Annotated in this window: 12 protein-coding genes and 7 tRNA genes; 17 read left to right on the plus strand and 2 right to left on the minus strand. The window is 68.1% G+C overall.

Annotation, left to right across the window (positions count from 1 at the left end):
- Positions 1 to 41: 41 nt before the first annotated feature.
- Positions 42 to 1,625 carry a M48 family metalloprotease gene (locus H5368_RS00285; RefSeq protein ID WP_182820436.1) on the minus strand — a complete coding sequence of 528 codons (1,584 nt, stop codon included), beginning with the start codon at positions 1,623 to 1,625 and terminating at the stop codon, positions 42 to 44.
- 215 nt (positions 1,626 to 1,840) lie between these two features.
- Here H5368_RS00285 and grxC point away from each other — a divergent pair, with 215 nt between their 5' ends.
- From grxC to H5368_RS00305, 4 genes are all read left to right on the plus strand, one after another.
- A complete protein-coding gene (grxC, locus tag H5368_RS00290) occupies positions 1,841 to 2,119 on the plus strand; it encodes a glutaredoxin 3 (protein ID WP_182820437.1) in 279 nt (92 codons plus the stop codon).
- A complete protein-coding gene (locus H5368_RS00295) occupies positions 2,116 to 2,508 on the plus strand; it encodes a carboxymuconolactone decarboxylase family protein (protein WP_182820438.1) in 393 nt (130 codons plus the stop codon). The genes grxC and H5368_RS00295 overlap by 4 nt, the downstream gene beginning before the upstream one ends.
- 135 nt (positions 2,509 to 2,643) lie before the next feature.
- On the plus strand, positions 2,644 to 3,654 hold the full coding sequence (locus H5368_RS00300) for an isocitrate dehydrogenase (RefSeq protein WP_182820439.1): 1,011 nt from the start codon (positions 2,644 to 2,646) through the stop codon (positions 3,652 to 3,654).
- Between the two features lie 136 nt (positions 3,655 to 3,790).
- The gene (locus H5368_RS00305; protein WP_182820440.1) at positions 3,791 to 5,122 is read left to right on the plus strand and encodes a Na+/H+ antiporter NhaC family protein; all 1,332 of its coding nucleotides are present in this window, start codon (positions 3,791 to 3,793) and stop codon (positions 5,120 to 5,122) included.
- A gap of 56 nt (positions 5,123 to 5,178) precedes the next feature.
- Here H5368_RS00305 and H5368_RS00310 read toward each other — a convergent pair whose 3' ends face one another.
- A complete protein-coding gene (locus H5368_RS00310) occupies positions 5,179 to 5,940 on the minus strand; it encodes a Bax inhibitor-1/YccA family protein (protein WP_182820441.1) in 762 nt (253 codons plus the stop codon).
- A gap of 169 nt (positions 5,941 to 6,109) precedes the next feature.
- Here H5368_RS00310 and H5368_RS00315 point away from each other — a divergent pair.
- The 13 genes from H5368_RS00315 (at position 6,110) to H5368_RS00375 (ending at position 15,762) form a co-directional block, all read left to right on the plus strand.
- Positions 6,110 to 6,186 (plus strand) — tRNA-Pro (locus H5368_RS00315).
- Positions 6,187 to 6,233: 47 nt separating this feature from the next.
- Positions 6,234 to 6,309 (plus strand) — tRNA-Arg (locus tag H5368_RS00320).
- Between the two features lie 121 nt (positions 6,310 to 6,430).
- A tRNA-His gene (locus H5368_RS00325) sits at positions 6,431 to 6,507 on the plus strand.
- 61 nt (positions 6,508 to 6,568) lie between these two features.
- Positions 6,569 to 6,644, plus strand: a tRNA-Lys gene (locus H5368_RS00330).
- A 67-nt stretch (positions 6,645 to 6,711) separates the two neighbouring features.
- Positions 6,712 to 6,796: transfer RNA gene (locus H5368_RS00335), tRNA-Leu, on the plus strand.
- Positions 6,797 to 6,952: 156 nt separating this feature from the next.
- On the plus strand, positions 6,953 to 8,248 hold the full coding sequence (gene tig / locus H5368_RS00340) for a trigger factor (protein ID WP_182820442.1): 1,296 nt from the start codon (positions 6,953 to 6,955) through the stop codon (positions 8,246 to 8,248).
- Between the two features lie 25 nt (positions 8,249 to 8,273).
- Positions 8,274 to 8,900, plus strand: coding sequence for an ATP-dependent Clp endopeptidase proteolytic subunit ClpP (gene clpP, locus H5368_RS00345; RefSeq protein ID WP_182820443.1), 627 nt, complete (start codon positions 8,274 to 8,276; stop codon positions 8,898 to 8,900).
- Between the two features lie 124 nt (positions 8,901 to 9,024).
- Entirely contained in the window at positions 9,025 to 10,314 is a 1,290-nt protein-coding gene (gene clpX, locus H5368_RS00350) for an ATP-dependent Clp protease ATP-binding subunit ClpX (protein WP_182820444.1), read from the plus strand.
- Between the two features lie 245 nt (positions 10,315 to 10,559).
- On the plus strand, positions 10,560 to 12,986 hold the full coding sequence (gene lon, locus H5368_RS00355) for an endopeptidase La (protein ID WP_182820445.1): 2,427 nt from the start codon (positions 10,560 to 10,562) through the stop codon (positions 12,984 to 12,986).
- Positions 12,987 to 13,138: 152 nt separating this feature from the next.
- The gene (locus H5368_RS00360; protein ID WP_182820446.1) at positions 13,139 to 13,465 is read left to right on the plus strand and encodes an HU family DNA-binding protein; all 327 of its coding nucleotides are present in this window, start codon (positions 13,139 to 13,141) and stop codon (positions 13,463 to 13,465) included.
- Between the two features lie 11 nt (positions 13,466 to 13,476).
- Positions 13,477 to 13,551, plus strand: a tRNA-Val gene (locus tag H5368_RS00365).
- Positions 13,552 to 13,583: 32 nt separating this feature from the next.
- A tRNA-Asp gene (locus H5368_RS00370) sits at positions 13,584 to 13,660 on the plus strand.
- A 122-nt stretch (positions 13,661 to 13,782) separates the two neighbouring features.
- Positions 13,783 to 15,762: a peptidyl-prolyl cis-trans isomerase gene (locus H5368_RS00375; protein ID WP_182820447.1), complete on the plus strand. Its 1,980-nt coding sequence runs from the start codon at positions 13,783 to 13,785 to the stop codon at positions 15,760 to 15,762.
- The last annotated feature ends 61 nt before the right edge of the window (positions 15,763 to 15,823 follow it).

The following is a 15,823-nucleotide window of genomic DNA, read 5'->3' on the forward strand; positions in this document are numbered from 1 at the left end:
TGACGGTTTGGTGACACGGCGCCGGGGCGGCCGGGCCTTCCTCAGCGGCGCAGATCGGGGTCGCGGATTCCCTGGCGCTGCAGCTCGAGCACGATCGGGGTGATGGCGGCGATGCGCGCGTCGATGCGGGCGCGTGCGTAATAGTCGAGGTCCTCGCGGCGGCGCAGCGTGTTGAGCTGCATCAGGGCCGCTTCGGCGCGGCCGTTGAGGAATGACGATTCCGCCCAGGCCTCGCCGGCGCGGACCGGGTCGCCGGCGATCTCGCTGGCACGCGCAAAGGTGCGCTGGAACACCGGGTCTTCGCTCGAGCTGCCGAGCAGCGGCCGCAGGATGTCCTGGGCACGGCGGCCGGCGTCGGCATTGTTCCGTTCGCCAAGCATCTCGGCATAGGCAAGCACCACAGCGCGATTGCGCGGCATGCGCTGGACCAGGGCCTCGAAACGCGCGTCCGCCGCGGCGTGGCGCCCGCGGCGCGCGTCGGCCTGGGCGAGTCCGATGGCGAGCCAGGTGTCGTCGCCATGCGCTGGCAGGAGGGCCTCGAACTCCCCTGCGGCCGCGGCGCCATTGCCGGCAAGCAGCTGCGCCAGGCCGAACCCGTAGCGTTGCGCGTCATCCAGGGCAGCCGCACGCGCGAGGCGCTGGTATTCCGCGATCGCCGCGGCCGGGGTGTCCGCGCTCAGCACGCGCAGCCGCTCGCGGGCCCACGCGAAACGGCCGTCGCCTGTGGAGGCCGACGGGGTGCCGATGCGCAGCGCATGCGGCAGCAGCGGGTTGTCACCGGCCAGCCCGCGGGTGGCCAGCGCCGGGTTGCCCGGCGCGGCTGCGTGCTGTTCGGCCAGCTGGCGCGCCTCGCTGATGCGGGTGGTCGTGACCGGGTGGGTGCGCAGGTAGTCGGGCAGGCGCTCGCGTTCACCCCCCTGGTTGGTGCGCGACAGGGCCTGCATGCGCTCGAACATCCGGGCCATCGCCGCCGTGTCGTAGCCGCTGCGCGCCAGGGTGCGCATGCCGAGCCGGTCGGCCTCCGATTCGTTGGAGCGCGTGTAATCGATCTGCCGCTGCAAGGCCAAGCCCTGGGCACTGGCGACCGCGGCCATGGCGGCCTCGCCGGAGGAACTGCTGTCGGACTGGCTGGCGACCGCGATCGCGCCGAGCATCGCCAGCAGCATCGGCACGCTGTCGCGCTGTGCACGCTCCACCCCGCGCAGCACGTGCGACTGGGTGACATGGGCGACCTCGTGCGCGAGCACCCCCGCGACCTCGTCCTCGCTGCCGGCGGTCAGGACCAGGCCGGCATTGGTGCCGATGTAGCCGCCGAGCGTGGCGAAGGCGTTGACCGACCGGTCCTTCATCATGAAGAAGGTGAAGTCCTGCGTCGGCCTGTCGCTGGATGCCGACAGCCGGTTGCCGAGCCCGCGCAGCCAGCTGTCGACCAGCGGATCGTCGAGCACGTAGCCGTAGTGGCGCAGTTGCGCCAGAAGCATGCTGCCGTATTCCTCCTGTTGCGCGGGGCCGAGCAGGGTGGCGGCGGACGAGCCGATGTCGGGCAGGCGCTGCTCCTGTGCGGGGGCGTGGCCGGCCGCGAATGCGAGGACCAGTACGGCGGTGGTGGCGGGCAGCAGGCGCATCGGTCGTGGGGCTCGGTCGGGCGGAGGGCGGCTTTGGAAACGTGCAGCGGCGACGGACAGCATGGTGGGCTGGGGCACCCAGGGCGTGAATCCGACGTTAATCCATCCCGGCCGGCTGCGCCGGATGGCACGCGCCACCCCTGCGGGTGCTGGAAATCGCGGCGCTTGCCCCCACAATCGACCGCACCACGTCGCGCAAGTTTCCGGAGAGCACATTGAACGAGTCCATCGCCCCCGAGATCACCCTGTACACCAGCGCCATCTGCGGCTACTGCGTGGCCGCCAAGAACTTCCTGCGCAGTCGGGGCCTGGAGTGGAAAGAGGTGCGCATCGACACCGATCCCGCCGAACGCGAGAAGATGGTCGCCCTGGCGCGCCGCACCTCGGTGCCGCAGATCTTCGTCGGCGACGTGCACGTGGGCGGCTATGACGACCTGATGGCGCTGCACCGCGCCGGCGGCCTGGAGCCGCTGCTGGCGGGGAAGGGCGCATGAGTACGGATTCCGCCGAAGACGCGCGCCTGCGCGAGTTCACCGCCTTCCGCCAGCGCATGAACGAGCGGATTCTGGCCGAGCCCAACCAGGTGGTGCGGCGCTTCTTCGCACTCGACACCCAGACCTACCAGGCTGGCGCGCTGGACGTGAAGACCAAGGAACTGCTCGGCCTGGTGGCGTCACTGGTGCTGCGCTGCGACGACTGCATCAGCTACCACGTGGCGCAGTGCCGCGAGGCGGGGGTGGGACGCGACGAGATGTTCGAGGCGTTCTCGGTCGGGCTGGTGGTGGGCGGCAGCATCGTGATCCCGCACATGCGCCGCGCGGTCGATTTCCTCGACCGGCTGGAGGCCGGCGAGGCCGTCGCCGGGCCGCACGTGCACGACTGAGGCGTGGCCGGACTGCGGTGTCCGGCCCTCGGAGCGCACGGCCGAGCGCGGCTTGCGGCATAATTGCTTGCTGATTCAAGCCTCTCGACGCCACGTGCCCCCCGCCCGGCGTCTTCCTGCATGGACCCCAACACAATGACCCACACCATCACGGTCATCCGCGGCGACGGTATCGGCCCGGAGATCATGGACGCCACCCTGCTCGTGCTCGAGGCGATGGACCTCGACCTTGTCTACGAAGAAGCCGACGCCGGCCTGGTCGCGCTGGAAAAGCACGGCGAGCTGCTGCCGCAGGCCACGCTCGACTCCATCGGCAGGAACCGCGTGGCGCTGAAGAGCCCGCTGACCACCCCGGTGGGCGGCGGCTTCTCGTCGATCAACGTCGAGCTGCGCCGGCGGTTCGACCTGTACGCCAACGTGCGCCCGGCAACGTCCTTCCCCAACACCCGTTCGCGCTTCAGCGAAGGCGTCGACGTGGTCACGGTGCGCGAGAACACCGAGGGTGCGTACAGCGCCGAAGGCCAGGAGACTGCGGCCGACGGCTCCAGCGCCATCTCGATCACGCGCACCACGCGCAAGGGGTCGGAGCGCATCGTGCGCTACGCGTTCGAGCTGGCGCGCCGCACCGGTCGCAAGAAGGTCACCGTTGTGCACAAGGCGAACATCCTGAAGTCCACCTCGGGCCTGTTCCTGAACGTTGCCCGCGAAGTGGCCGCGCTGTACCCCGACATCGAATGCAACGAGATGATCGTGGACAACACCTGCATGCAGCTGGTGATGCGCCCGGAGCAGTTCGACGTCATCGTGACCACCAACCTGTTCGGCGACATCATTTCCGACCTGTGCGCCGGCCTGGTCGGTGGCCTCGGCCTGGCTCCCGGTGCGAACATCGGCGCCGATGCCGCGATCTTCGAGGCGGTGCACGGCTCGGCCCCGGACATCGCCGGCAAGGGCATCGCCAACCCCTGCGCCCTGCTGCTCGGCGCCGCGCAGATGCTCGACCATCTCGGCATGCCGGAGAAGGCGACACGCCTGCGCGCGGCCATCGTGGCCACGCTCGAGGCCCGCGATTCGCTGACCCCGGACCTGGGAGGCGAGGGCACCACCATGACGTTCGCCAAGGCGATCGCCAGCCGCGTGGCCTGATCCACGGCACCAGCATTGCAATTGGACGGGCGCTTCGGCGCCCGTTCCGTTTCTGGAACGACGTCATCCTGTGGCGCGCGTCGACAGGGACGCTGCCACGCCCCACAATCGCCGATCCCTTTATCCGGATAGAGCGATGGAAGTCCGTCCCAGCGCGCTCGCGCTGACCCCGTTGCTGCTGTTCCTGGCGCTGTTCTTCGGCGCGGGCCTGTACTTCACGGCCCAGGGCGAGGCGATGGGCTTCTACCAGTTACGCGCTCCGGTGGCGATCCTGCCGGCGCTGGGGCTGGGTGCGTGGCTGGCCCACCGACGGGGCCTGCCGGCCGGCGAGATCCTGCTGCGCGGCATGGGTGATCCCAACATCATGATGATGTGCCTGATCTTCCTGCTGGCGGGCGCGTTCGCGTATGTGTCCAAGGCGATCGGCGCGGTGGACGCCGTGGTGGCGCTGGGCATCGGTGCGCTCCCGCCCGGGCTGATCCTGCCGGGCCTGTTCGTGCTGGCGGCGCTGATCTCGCTGGCTATCGGCACGTCCATGGGCACGATCGCGGCCGTGGTGCCGATTGCGCTCGGCGTGGCGGATGCCTCGGGTCTTGATCGCGTGGTGGTACTGGGCGCGGTCCTCGGCGGGGCGATGTTCGGCGACAACCTGTCGATCATCTCCGACACCACCATTGCCGCGACGCGCAGCCAGGGCGCGGAGATGCGCGACAAGTTCCGCGAGAACTTCAGGATCGCGCTCCCGGCGGCGCTGGCCACCATGGTGCTGCTCGCGTTCCTGGGCGATTCGGCACCGGTCACTGCCGATGTCTCCGCGTCGCCCTGGCTGGCGCTGCCCTACGCGCTGGTGCTGGTGCTGGCACTGCTGGGCCTGGACGTGCTGGTCGTGCTTGCGATCGGCCTGGCGCTGTCGGCCGGGTTCGGGCTGGCGCTCGGCAACGACTACGACGTGGTGCAGTTTGCCGGCGACGTCTGGATCGGGTTTGAAGGCATGGTCGAGATCCTGCTGCTGTCGTTGCTGATCGGCGGCCTGGGTGCGCTGATGAAGGCCAGCGGTGGGCTGGAGTGGCTGGCGCAGGTGATCGCGCGCTTCGCGCGGGGCCATCGCGGGCGTCGCACCGGCGAGTTCAGCATCGCCGCGCTGTCCGCCACCGCGGACGTGTTCACCGCCAACAACACCGTGGCGATCCTGGTGAGCGGCGGCGTGGCCAAGGACATCGCTTCACGCCACGGCATCAGCCCGCCACGCGCGGCCAGTGTGCTCGACATCTTCGCCTGCGTACCCCAGGGCCTGCTGCCGTATGGCGCGCAGATCCTGCTCGCGGCCTCGCTTGCGTCGGTGTCGCCGGTTGCGCTGAGCGGCGCGGTCTACTACTGCTGGATCCTGGCGGTAGTGGCCATCGGGTTCATGGCGTGGCCCAGGCGCGTGCCCACGCCACCCCGCGCCGCACCGGGCGATGGCACCTGACGCCATGGGAAAGGGCGCCCGGAGGCGCCCTTTACGGTGACGCCGTGCGGCAGGCGTCAGTTGCGCGACTGCAGCTTCGACAGCAGGCGCAGGAACTCGATGTACAGCCACACCAGCGTCACCATCAGGCCGAACGCGCCGTACCACTCCATGTACCTGGGTGCGCCCTTTTCGACACCGGTCTCGATGAAATCGAAGTCCAGCACCAGGTTGAGCGCCGCGATCACGATCACGAACAGGCTGAATCCGATGCCGATCAGCCCGCTGTCGTGGATGAACGGCATGTTGATGCCGAACATGCGCAGCACGATGCTGGCCAGGTACACCAGCGCGATGCCGCCGGTGGCCGCGACCACGCCCAGCTTGAAGTTCTCGGTGGCCTTGATCAGCCCCGAGCGGTAGGCGAACAGCAGCGCGAACAGCGTGCCGAATGTCAGCAGCACCGCCTGCATCACGATGCCTTCGTACATGTGGTTGAACATCGCCGAGATCGCGCCGAGGAAGAAGCCCTCGACCAGCGCGTACAGGGGCGCGGTGACCGGCGACCATTCCTTCTTGAACACGGTGACCATGGCGATCACGAAGCCGCCGATGGCGCCGCCCCACACGTAGACCGAGAAGCCGGGGGCGAGCTCGCCCGTCGCGCTGAACGCCTGGCTCCAGGCGAAGGCCGCGGTGAGCACCGTCAGCAGCAGCAGGAAGGCGGTCTTGTTGATCGTGCCGTTGAGGGTCATCGCGCCGGCGTCCCGGGTGACGACGGTGCCGCTGCCCAGGTCGAGGAACGTGGAGTCGGAGAGGACGGGATTTCCGCTGCGCATGTGATGATCCCCCGGATCAGATGGAGTTGGCTGCCGCGAGGATACACGCCGTCACGCGGTCACAAGCCATGTGGGGCCGGCTGAAGGCGCGGCAAGGCCTGCGTTGACACTCCGCGGGGCGCTCCCGACAATGGACTCCCGTCCGGTACGCCGGCGGGTCCGCACTCGGCGGGGTATAGCGCAGTCTGGTAGCGCGCCTGCTTTGGGAGCAGGATGTCGGGGGTTCGAATCCCTCTACCCCGACCACCGGCAGGCGCCGTTCCTTGGCGCGCCGCTCCGCACGCCACGCACCTGCGCCCGTAGCTCAACGGATAGAGCACCGGCCTTCTAAGCCGGTGGTTGCAGGTTCGAGTCCTGCCGGGCGCGCCAACTCGACCTGGCGTTTGCGGCGGGCGTGACACATCGCCCGTCGAGCGCGCTACAATGCGCGCCCGCTGGCGCTGCCGGCCCGGCGTGATCGCCAGGCAGGCAGGCGGCATCGGTTTCAATGGTGGATGTAGCTCAGTTGGTTAGAGCACCGGATTGTGATTCCGGGGGTCGCGGGTTCAAATCCCGTCTTCCACCCCAGTATTCCGGCATGCGGTCGTGGTTGTCAGGCGGCCGGGCCTTGCGGTAAAGTTTCGCGTTCGGGCCGTTAGCTCAGTTGGTAGAGCAGTTGACTCTTAATCAATAGGTCCAAGGTTCGAATCCTTGACGGCCCACCAATCCGAAGGCGCCCGGCACTGCCGGGCGTTTTTTTTTGCCCGCCGCGGAAACGGCGGCGGGCAGCAGGCGAAAGTGGCGGAATTGGTAGACGCCCTGGTTTTAGGTACCAGTGCCTCACGGCGTGCGGGTTCGAGTCCCGCCTTTCGCACCACCCGGGCCCCGGCGGGCCAGCCGCCGGCGGTGCTGGCGGCAGCGGCCGGAATCCGCCAAAATGTTCCGTTCCGCCGCCCGGACCAGGCCTTGTGCCCGCCCGCCGGCTACACCATCAACACAATCCGTGGCGGCGTCCGCGGTGGCAGGAGTGGGTATGCAAGTTTCAGTCGAGTCGGTGGGCAACCTCGAGCGCAAGATGACCTTCAGCCTGCCGGCTGACCGGCTTGAGGACCAGGTGGGCGGCCGCCTGCGCGAGATCGGGCGCACCGCGCGCATCAAGGGCTTCCGTCCCGGCAAGGTGCCGGCGAAGGTGATCGAGCAGCGCTTCGGCGCGCAGGTCCGCAACGAGGTCCTCGACGGCATGCTGCGCGAAGGTTTCGATGCCGCCGTGCGCGACAACGCGCTGCGCATCGCCGGCCAGCCGCGCATCGAGCGTGGCGAGGAAGGCCTGGCGTACGTCGCGACGTTCGAGGTCGTACCCGACTTCGGCGAGATCGACGTGGCCAGGCTCGACGTTGTGCGCCACGTGGCCGAGGTCACCGAGTCCGACATCGACCGCATGATCGAGAACCTGCGCCAGCAGCGCCGCAGCTGGTCCGCGGTGACCCGTGGTGCGCAGGCGGGCGACGCGGTGGACATCGAAACCTGGTCGCAGATCGGCGACGAGCGCCTCCCCGCCGAAGGCGTCGAGCGCGGCGTGGCGGTGATCGGGTCGGGCGCGATGCTCGCCGACATCGAGAATGCGCTGCTGGGCATGGCCAAGGGCGACGAGAAGACGGTCGACGTCAACTTCCCGGCCGACTGGCGCGTCCCACAGCTGGCCGGCAAGACCGCCCAGGTGCACCTGCGTGCCGAGCAGGTGTCCGAGCCGGTGATGCCGGAAGTGGATGCGGCGTTCATCAAGAGCTTTGGCGTGAAGAGCGGCGAGATGGAGCAGTTCCGCTCCGACATCCGCACCAACCTCGACCGTGAACTGAAGAACGCGTTGATGAACCGGCTGCGCCGCGCCGTCGGCGAGCAGCTGGTCGCCGCATACGCCCACGTGGAGCTGCCGCCGAAGCTGGTCGAGCAGGAGGCGCGCGCGCTGGCTGCGCAGGTCGCGGAGCAGGCACGCCGCCAGGGCCGCGAAGTCACCATCCCCGCCGATGCGCACCTCGAGCTCATGGAGCCGGCGCGCAAGCGCGTGCTGGTCGGCCTGCTGGTCGGCGAGGTGGCGCGCACCCACCAGCTCATCCTCGACCGCAAGCGCCTCGACGAGAGCCTGCGCCTGATCGCCTCGACCTACGAGGAGCCCCAGCAGGTCATTGACTTGTACCGCAACGATCCCCAGCTTATGGGTGGACTGCAGAACCGGGTGATGGAGGAGCAGGTGATCGACTGGATCGCCGAGCGCGCCAGGCACACCGACCAGCAGCTGACCTTCCAGGAAGCGATCGCGCCGCAGGCGTGACCGCGACCGTCGCACAGGAATCCCCATGAGCATGCAGACCAAGGCCCTCAACCTCGTTCCGATGGTGGTCGAACAGACCAGCCGCGGCGAGCGCGCGTACGACATCTACTCGCGCCTGCTGAAGGAGCGGGTGATCTTCCTGGTCGGCGGCATCGACGACCACGTGGCCAACGTGATCGTGGCGCAGATGCTGTTCCTCGAGGCGGAGAACCCCGAGAAGGACATCAACCTGTACATCAACTCGCCGGGCGGCATCGTCACGGCGGGCATGGCGATCTACGACACCATGCAGTTCATCAAGCCCGACGTGAGCACCATCTGCGTCGGCCAGGCAGCCAGCATGGGCGCGCTGCTGCTGGCGTCGGGCGCCGCCGGCAAGCGCTACGCGCTGCCGAATTCGCGGGTGATGATCCACCAGCCGCTCGGTGGGTTCCAGGGCCAGGCCACGGACATCGAGATCCACGCCCGTGAGATCCTGTCGATGAAGCAGCGCCTGAACGAGATCCTGGCCCGCCACACCGGCCAGTCGCTGGAAACCGTCGCCCACGACACCGAGCGCGACAACTTCAAGAGCGCCGCGGCCGCCCGTGACTACGGGCTGGTCGATGAAGTCCTCGAGCGCCGCCCGGAAGACTCCATCCAGCCTGCCTGATCGGGGCTCAAGCCCCTGCCAGCCCGCGGCCAACCAGCCGCGGACCCGCCGTCCGGTGCGTTTGCGGCCCCGGGCGCGGGTGCTATTCTCGAAACCGACCATCGCAGCACAGATTGACGAGAGCATGACCGAAGACCGACAGGGCCGTTCCGGCGACAGCAGCAAGATCCTCTACTGCTCGTTCTGCGGGAAGAGCCAGCACGAGGTCCGCAAGCTGATCGCGGGCCCGAGCGTGTTCATCTGTGATGAATGCGTCGAGCTGTGCAACGACATCATCCGCGAGGAGCTCGAGGAGAAGGCGCAGTCCGCGCGCAGCTCGCTGCCCAAGCCGAAGGAAATCCTCGAGGTCCTGGACCAGTACGTGATCGGGCAGCTGCGCGCCAAGCGCACGCTCGCCGTGGCCGTGTACAACCACTACAAGCGCATCGAGAGCCGCTCCAAGAACGACGAGGTCGAGCTCGCCAAGTCCAACATCCTGCTGGTCGGTCCCACCGGCTCCGGCAAGACGCTGCTCGCCGAGACCTTGGCGCGCCTGTTGAACGTGCCGTTCACCATGGCCGATGCAACGACCCTGACCGAAGCCGGCTATGTCGGCGAGGACGTCGAGAACATCATCCAGAAGCTCCTGCAGAAATGCGACTACGACGTCGAGAAGGCGCAGCAGGGCATCGTCTACATCGACGAGATCGACAAGATCTCGCGCAAGAGCGAAAACCCGTCGATCACCCGTGACGTGTCGGGCGAGGGCGTGCAGCAGGCGCTGCTGAAGCTCATCGAGGGCACCGTCGCCAGCGTCCCGCCGCAGGGTGGCCGCAAGCACCCGCAGCAGGAGTTCCTGCAGGTCGACACCCGCAATATCCTCTTCATCGTCGGTGGCGCGTTCGCCGGCCTGGACAAGATCATCCAGCAGCGCAGCACGGACTCCAGCGGCATCGGTTTCGGCGCCAAGCTCAAGAGCTCCGAGCGCAAGACCGAGATCGGCAAGGTGCTGGCCGACGTCGAGCCGGAAGACCTGATCAAGTTCGGCCTGATCCCCGAGTTCGTCGGCCGCCTGCCGGTGGTCGCGACGCTCGAGGAGCTGGACGAGGCGGCGCTGGTCAAGATCCTCTCCGAGCCCAAGAACGCGATCACCAAGCAGTTCCGCAAGCTGTTCGAGATGGAAGGCGTGGAGCTCGAGTTCCGCCCCGACGCACTGGCCGCCATCGCCCGCAAGGCGCTCAAGCGCAAGACCGGCGCGCGCGGCCTGCGCACGATCGTCGAATCGGTGCTGCTCGACACCATGTACGACCTGCCGTCGCTGGAAAACGTCAGCAAGGTGGTGGTGGACGAGTCGGTGATCGAGCACAAGTCCGAGCCGTACCTGATCTACGAAACCCCGGCCGTCCCCGCGCCGAAGGCCGCCTCGGGCGACTGAAACAGGCGGTCGCGGCATCAGGCAGGCGCTGCGCCTGCCTGTCCGTTCAGGTGGAATGACCCGGGCCACGCGCCCGGGCATGGCCGTTGGCCGGGCGTCCCGCCTCGGTCCCGCGACCCCAGGGCCGCGCTGAGCCCCCTGAGCACACTGGCGCCACGCGCGTCCACGGTGCTTGCATCCGTTCCCGCCGAACCCCATAAACAGGGCCATGCGGCCACCAGGCCGCGCGTCCTCCAGGAGTAGCGATGAGCCCCCCCGATCAGCCCACCCTCGACCTGCCGGTCCTGCCGCTGCGCGATGTCGTGGTGTTCCCGCACATGGTCATCCCGCTGTTCGTGGGCCGCGACAAGTCGATCCGCGCACTCGACCTGGCGATGGAAGGCGACAAGCAGATCCTGCTGGTGGCGCAGAAATCCGCCGAGACCGACGATCCGGGGGTGGACGACCTGTACGCGGTCGGCACCCTGGCGCAGGTCCTGCAGCTCCTGAAGCTGCCGGACGGCACCATCAAGGTGCTGGTGGAGGGCGTCTCGCGGGTGACGGTGTCCAACGTCCGCGAAACCGACGGCACGCTCAGTGGCAGCGGCACGGTGGTCGACACCGCCGCCGACCGCGAGCCGCGCGAGGTCGAGGCCATCGCCCGCTCGCTGATGTCGCTGTTCGAGCAGTACGTGAAGACCAACCGCAAGCTGCCGCCCGAGCTGCTGCAGACGCTTGCCGGCATCGACGAGCCGTCGCGCCTGGCCGACACCATCGCGGCACACCTCGGCGTGCGCCTGGCGGACAAGCAGCGCCTGCTGGAGGCCGTCGGCGTCGCCGCGCGGCTCGAGATGCTGGTCGGCTTCGTCGACGGCGAGATCGACGTGCAGCAGATGGAGAAGCGCATCCGCGGCCGCGTGAAGTCGCAGATGGAGAAGTCGCAGCGCGAGTACTACCTCAACGAGCAGATGAAGGCGATCCAGAAGGAACTCGGCGAGATCGACGACGCGCCGAACGACATCGAGGAGATCGCCCGCAAGATCGCCGAGGCGGGCATGCCCAAGGCGGTGGAAGCCAAGGCGCGCAACGAGTTCAGCAAGCTCAAGCAGATGTCGCCGATGTCGGCCGAGGCTGCCGTGGTGCGCAACTACCTCGACTGGCTGCTCGGCGTGCCGTGGAAGAAGCGCAGCAAGGTGCGCAAGGACCTCAAGGTCGCGCAGGACGTCCTCGATGCGGATCATTACGGGCTGGAGAAGGTCAAGGAACGCATCCTCGAGTACCTCGCGGTGCAGACCCGGGTGAAGCAGATGAAGGGCGCGATCCTGTGCCTGGTGGGCCCGCCGGGCGTCGGCAAGACCTCGCTCGGGCAGTCGATCGCCAAGGCCACCAACCGCAAGTTCGTGCGTATGTCGCTCGGCGGCGTGCGCGACGAGGCCGAGATCCGCGGCCACCGCCGCACCTACGTCGGCTCCATGCCGGGCCGCATCGTGCAGAACCTCAACAAGGTCGGCACGAAGAATCCACTGTTCATGCTCGACGAGATCGACAAGATGTCGATGGACTTCCGTGGCGACCCGTCTTCGGCACTGCTGGAAGTGCTGGATCCGGAGCAGAACAATTCATTCAACGACCATTACCTGGAGGTCGACCTGGACCTTTCCGAAGTGATGTTCGTGGCGACGTCCAACTCGCTCAACATCCCGGGGCCTCTGCTCGACCGCATGGAAGTGATCCGCCTGCCCGGCTACACCGAGGAGGAGAAGGTCAGCATCGCCATGCGCTACCTGTTGCCCAAGCAGATGAAGGCCAACGGCTTGCGCGAAGGCGAACTGAAGATCGCCGAGGACGCAGTGCGCGACATCGTGCGCTACTACACGCGCGAGTCCGGTGTGCGCAACCTGGAGCGCGAGATCGCCAAGATCTCCCGCAAGGTGGTCAAGGAGATCGCGCTCGCCGGTCCGCAGAAGAAGAAGGCGCGCGTGTTGACGGTCAACGCGAAGAACCTCGACAAGTACCTGGGTGTGCAGCGCTTCGATTTCGGCCGTGCCGAGCAGGACAACGAGATCGGCCTGGTGACGGGCCTCGCCTGGACCGAGGTCGGTGGCGACCTGCTGCAGATCGAATCCACGCTGGTGCCGGGCAAGGGCCAGCTGATCCTCACCGGCCAGCTCGGTGATGTCATGAAGGAATCGGCGTCGGCGGCGTTGTCGGTCGTGCGCGCGCGCGCCGAGGGGCTCGGCATCCCGCTCGATTTCCTGCAGAAGCAGGACGTCCACGTGCACGTGCCCGACGGCGCGACGCCCAAGGACGGTCCCAGTGCAGGCATCGCGATGGCGACGTCGCTGGTGTCGACCCTGACCCGCGTGCCCGTGCGCGCCGACGTGGCGATGACCGGCGAGATCACGCTCCGCGGCAAGGTCACCGCGATCGGCGGGCTGAAGGAAAAGCTGCTCGCCGCGTTGCGTGGTGGCGTGACGACGGTGATCATTCCCGACGAGAACCGCAAGGATCTCGTCGACATGCCGAAGTCGGTCACCGATACCATCCGCATCGTTCCCGTGAAGTGGATCGACGAAGTACTCGACCTCGCGCTTGAACGCCCGCTGTCGCAACCCGCGGCGGCGATCGAAGCGGTGCCGGCGCCTCCGCGCCGCACGCGCAAGAGCACGCCGCGCGTCGCCGTCAAGCATTGATCGGCTCGGCGAACCGGTCCGCAGGGAAGCAGAACGCACGCATGGAAGCGGGTTTTTCTTGCGCAGGCAAAATCGCGCTGGTATAAAGTCGCGCTGCGCATCGCGACCTCCATCGCACGCGACACCGGACATGCGAGCGGCCCGCCGCCAACATGCCCGCCATCTCATTCGAGCGGCTTGCGGGCCGCGCAGGGAGCAACGAACACATGAACAAGAACGATCTGGTCCAGGCTGTCGCCGACGAAGCCAACCTGTCCAAGGCCGATGCCGCGCGTGCCGTCGACGCCGTGCTGTCGTCGGTGGGCAAGGCGCTGTCGAAGGGCGACACCGTTGCCCTGATCGGCTTCGGTACCTTCCAGGTCCGCGAGCGCGCCGCCCGCACCGGTCGCAATCCGCGCACCGGCGAGGAAATCGCCATCGCCGCCGCAAAGAATCCGGTCTTCAAGGCTGGCAAGGCGCTGAAGGATGCCGTAAACTAAGCGACCCGCTTGGGTGCTTAGCTCAGCGGTAGAGCGTCTCCTTTACACGGAGAGGGTCGGGGGTTCGATCCCCTCAGCACCCACCAAGGTCTGATGCTCGTACAAGGTTCAAAAAAGCGGAGTGGTAGTTCAGTTGGTTAGAATGCTGGCCTGTCACGCCGGAGGTCGCGGGTTCGAGTCCCGTCCACTCCGCCAGTTACACCCGAAGGCGCCCGAAAGGGCGCCTTCTTCTTTTGCGGTCCGTGGCCGCGGATGCGGAGCGCTTCGGCGAGCCATGCGCTAGACTGCGCGGCTACGTCATTCCCGCGTGCCGACACATGCTGCAAGCCCTTCGAGACAAGACCTCCGGCTGGATCGCCGTCGCCATCGTCATCCTGCTGGCGGTGCCATTCGCGTTCTTCGGAATGGAGCAGTACCTGTTCCAGAATTCCGCGAACTACGCCGCCAAGGTGCAGGCGCCACCGGCATGGTGGCCGTCGGCACCCGACGCATGGCCCGTCCGCAAGCTGTTCTGGACGTCCGAGGAGGTCTCGCCCGAGGCCTTCCGCAGCGAATTCGAGCGCAGCCGCCAGCAGGCGCGCGAGCAGCAGGGCGAAGCGTTCGACGGCCGCGAGTTCGAGGCGATGGACAACAAGCTGCGCGTGCTGGACAGCCTCGTCGACCAGGCCGTGCTGCGCCTCGCGGCGCGCAATGCCGGCATCGAGGTCGGCAACGCCCAGGTGGCCGAGGTGATCCAGTCGATCCCGGACTTCCAGGTTGACGGTCGCTTCGATCCGCAGCGCTACCAGCTGGTGCTGCAGTCGCGGGTGCCTTCGCGCACGCCGCGCGAGTACGACGACCAGATCCGCGCCGACCTGCAGATGCTGATGCTGCCGCGCCAGGTCGCGGGATCGGCGTTCATCACCAAGGCGCAGCTCGACCGCACCATGGTGCTGCTCGGCGAACAGCGCGACGTGAGCTTCGCCGTGGTGCCCGCGCCGCAGCCCGATACCGGCGCCATCAGCGCGGCCGACATCCAGGGCTGGTACGCGAGCCATCGCGGCGATTTCCGCGCAGCCGAGTCGGTGTCCATCGAGTACGTGGAGGTCGAGGGCAGCAAGCTGCCGCCGCCGGCCGCGCCGGACGAGGCCACGCTGCGCGCGCGCTACGAGCAGGAGAAGGCACGCTTCGTCGAGCCGGAGCAGCGGCTCGCGTCGCACATCCTGGTCCGCGTGCCCGAAGGCGCCGATGCCGCGGCGCAGGCCGCCGCCAAGGCACGCGCCGAAGCGATCGCCGCGAAGGTCCAGGCCGCAGGCGCGGATTTCGCGGCCGTGGCGCGCGCCGAGTCCGATGACGAAGGCTCCAAGGCGCAGGGTGGCGACCTCGGGTGGATCGAGCGCAACACCATGGGCGATGCGTTCGACACCGCGCTGTACGCGCTGCAGCCCGGCCAGGTGAGCGCGCCGGTGCAGACCGACTTCGGCTGGCACGTGCTGCAGCTGCGCGAAGTCAGTGCCGGCAAGTCGGTGCCGTTCGAAGCGGCGCGCGACGAACTGGCCGCCGCCCAGTCGGCGACCGACGGCGAGCGCGCATTCAACGACCTGATCGGCCGCCTGGTGGACCAGGTCTATCGCAACCCCGGTTCGCTTGCGCCGACCGCGCGCGAAGCGAAGCTGCCGGTGCAGAAGCTGGGCCCGTTCACGCGTGGCGACGCACAGGGCATCGCCGCCCATCCCGCCGTGCTGCGCGCCGCGTTCTCGGACGCACTGGTGCAGGACGGCACCGTCAGCGATCCGATCGAGATCGGTCCCTCGCACAGCGTGCTCATCCGGGTGACGGCGCACCAGCCGGAGCGCGAGCTGCCGCTGGCCGATGTGCGCGATCAGGTCGTGGCGGCGATCCGCGCCGATCGTGGCCGCGCCGCGGCGATCGCCAGGGCTGATGCCGATGTCGCGCGCATTGCGGGCGGCGAATCGCTCGCGGCCATCGCCGCCGCCGCGGGTTGGCAGTACGCCAGCGTGCCCGGCGCGCGTCGCGGCATGCCTGTCCCGTCGGCGGAGGCCAATGACGCCTATTTCGCCGCCGCCGGACCCGTCGAAGGCAAGCCCTCGGTCGGAAAGCTCGTGCAGGACGATGGCAGCATCGTGCTGTTCACCGTCGACAATGTCACGCCCGGCAACCCGCAGGACGCCAGTCCGCAGGAGCGCGCCATGCTGGCCAGCCAGTTCGCGCAGATGGCGGGCCAGGAAGATGCCGAAACCATGCTGCGGGCCCTGCGCCGGCGCATGAACATCAGCATCGTCGAAGCGCGCCTGTAGCCTGCGCCCGGCGTCTCCGCGCTGCATGAAAAAGCCCGGCTCAGGCCGGGCTTTTTCGTTG

Source organism: Luteimonas sp. MC1782 (genome assembly GCF_014164605.1).
GTDB lineage: Bacteria > Pseudomonadota > Gammaproteobacteria > Xanthomonadales > Xanthomonadaceae > Luteimonas.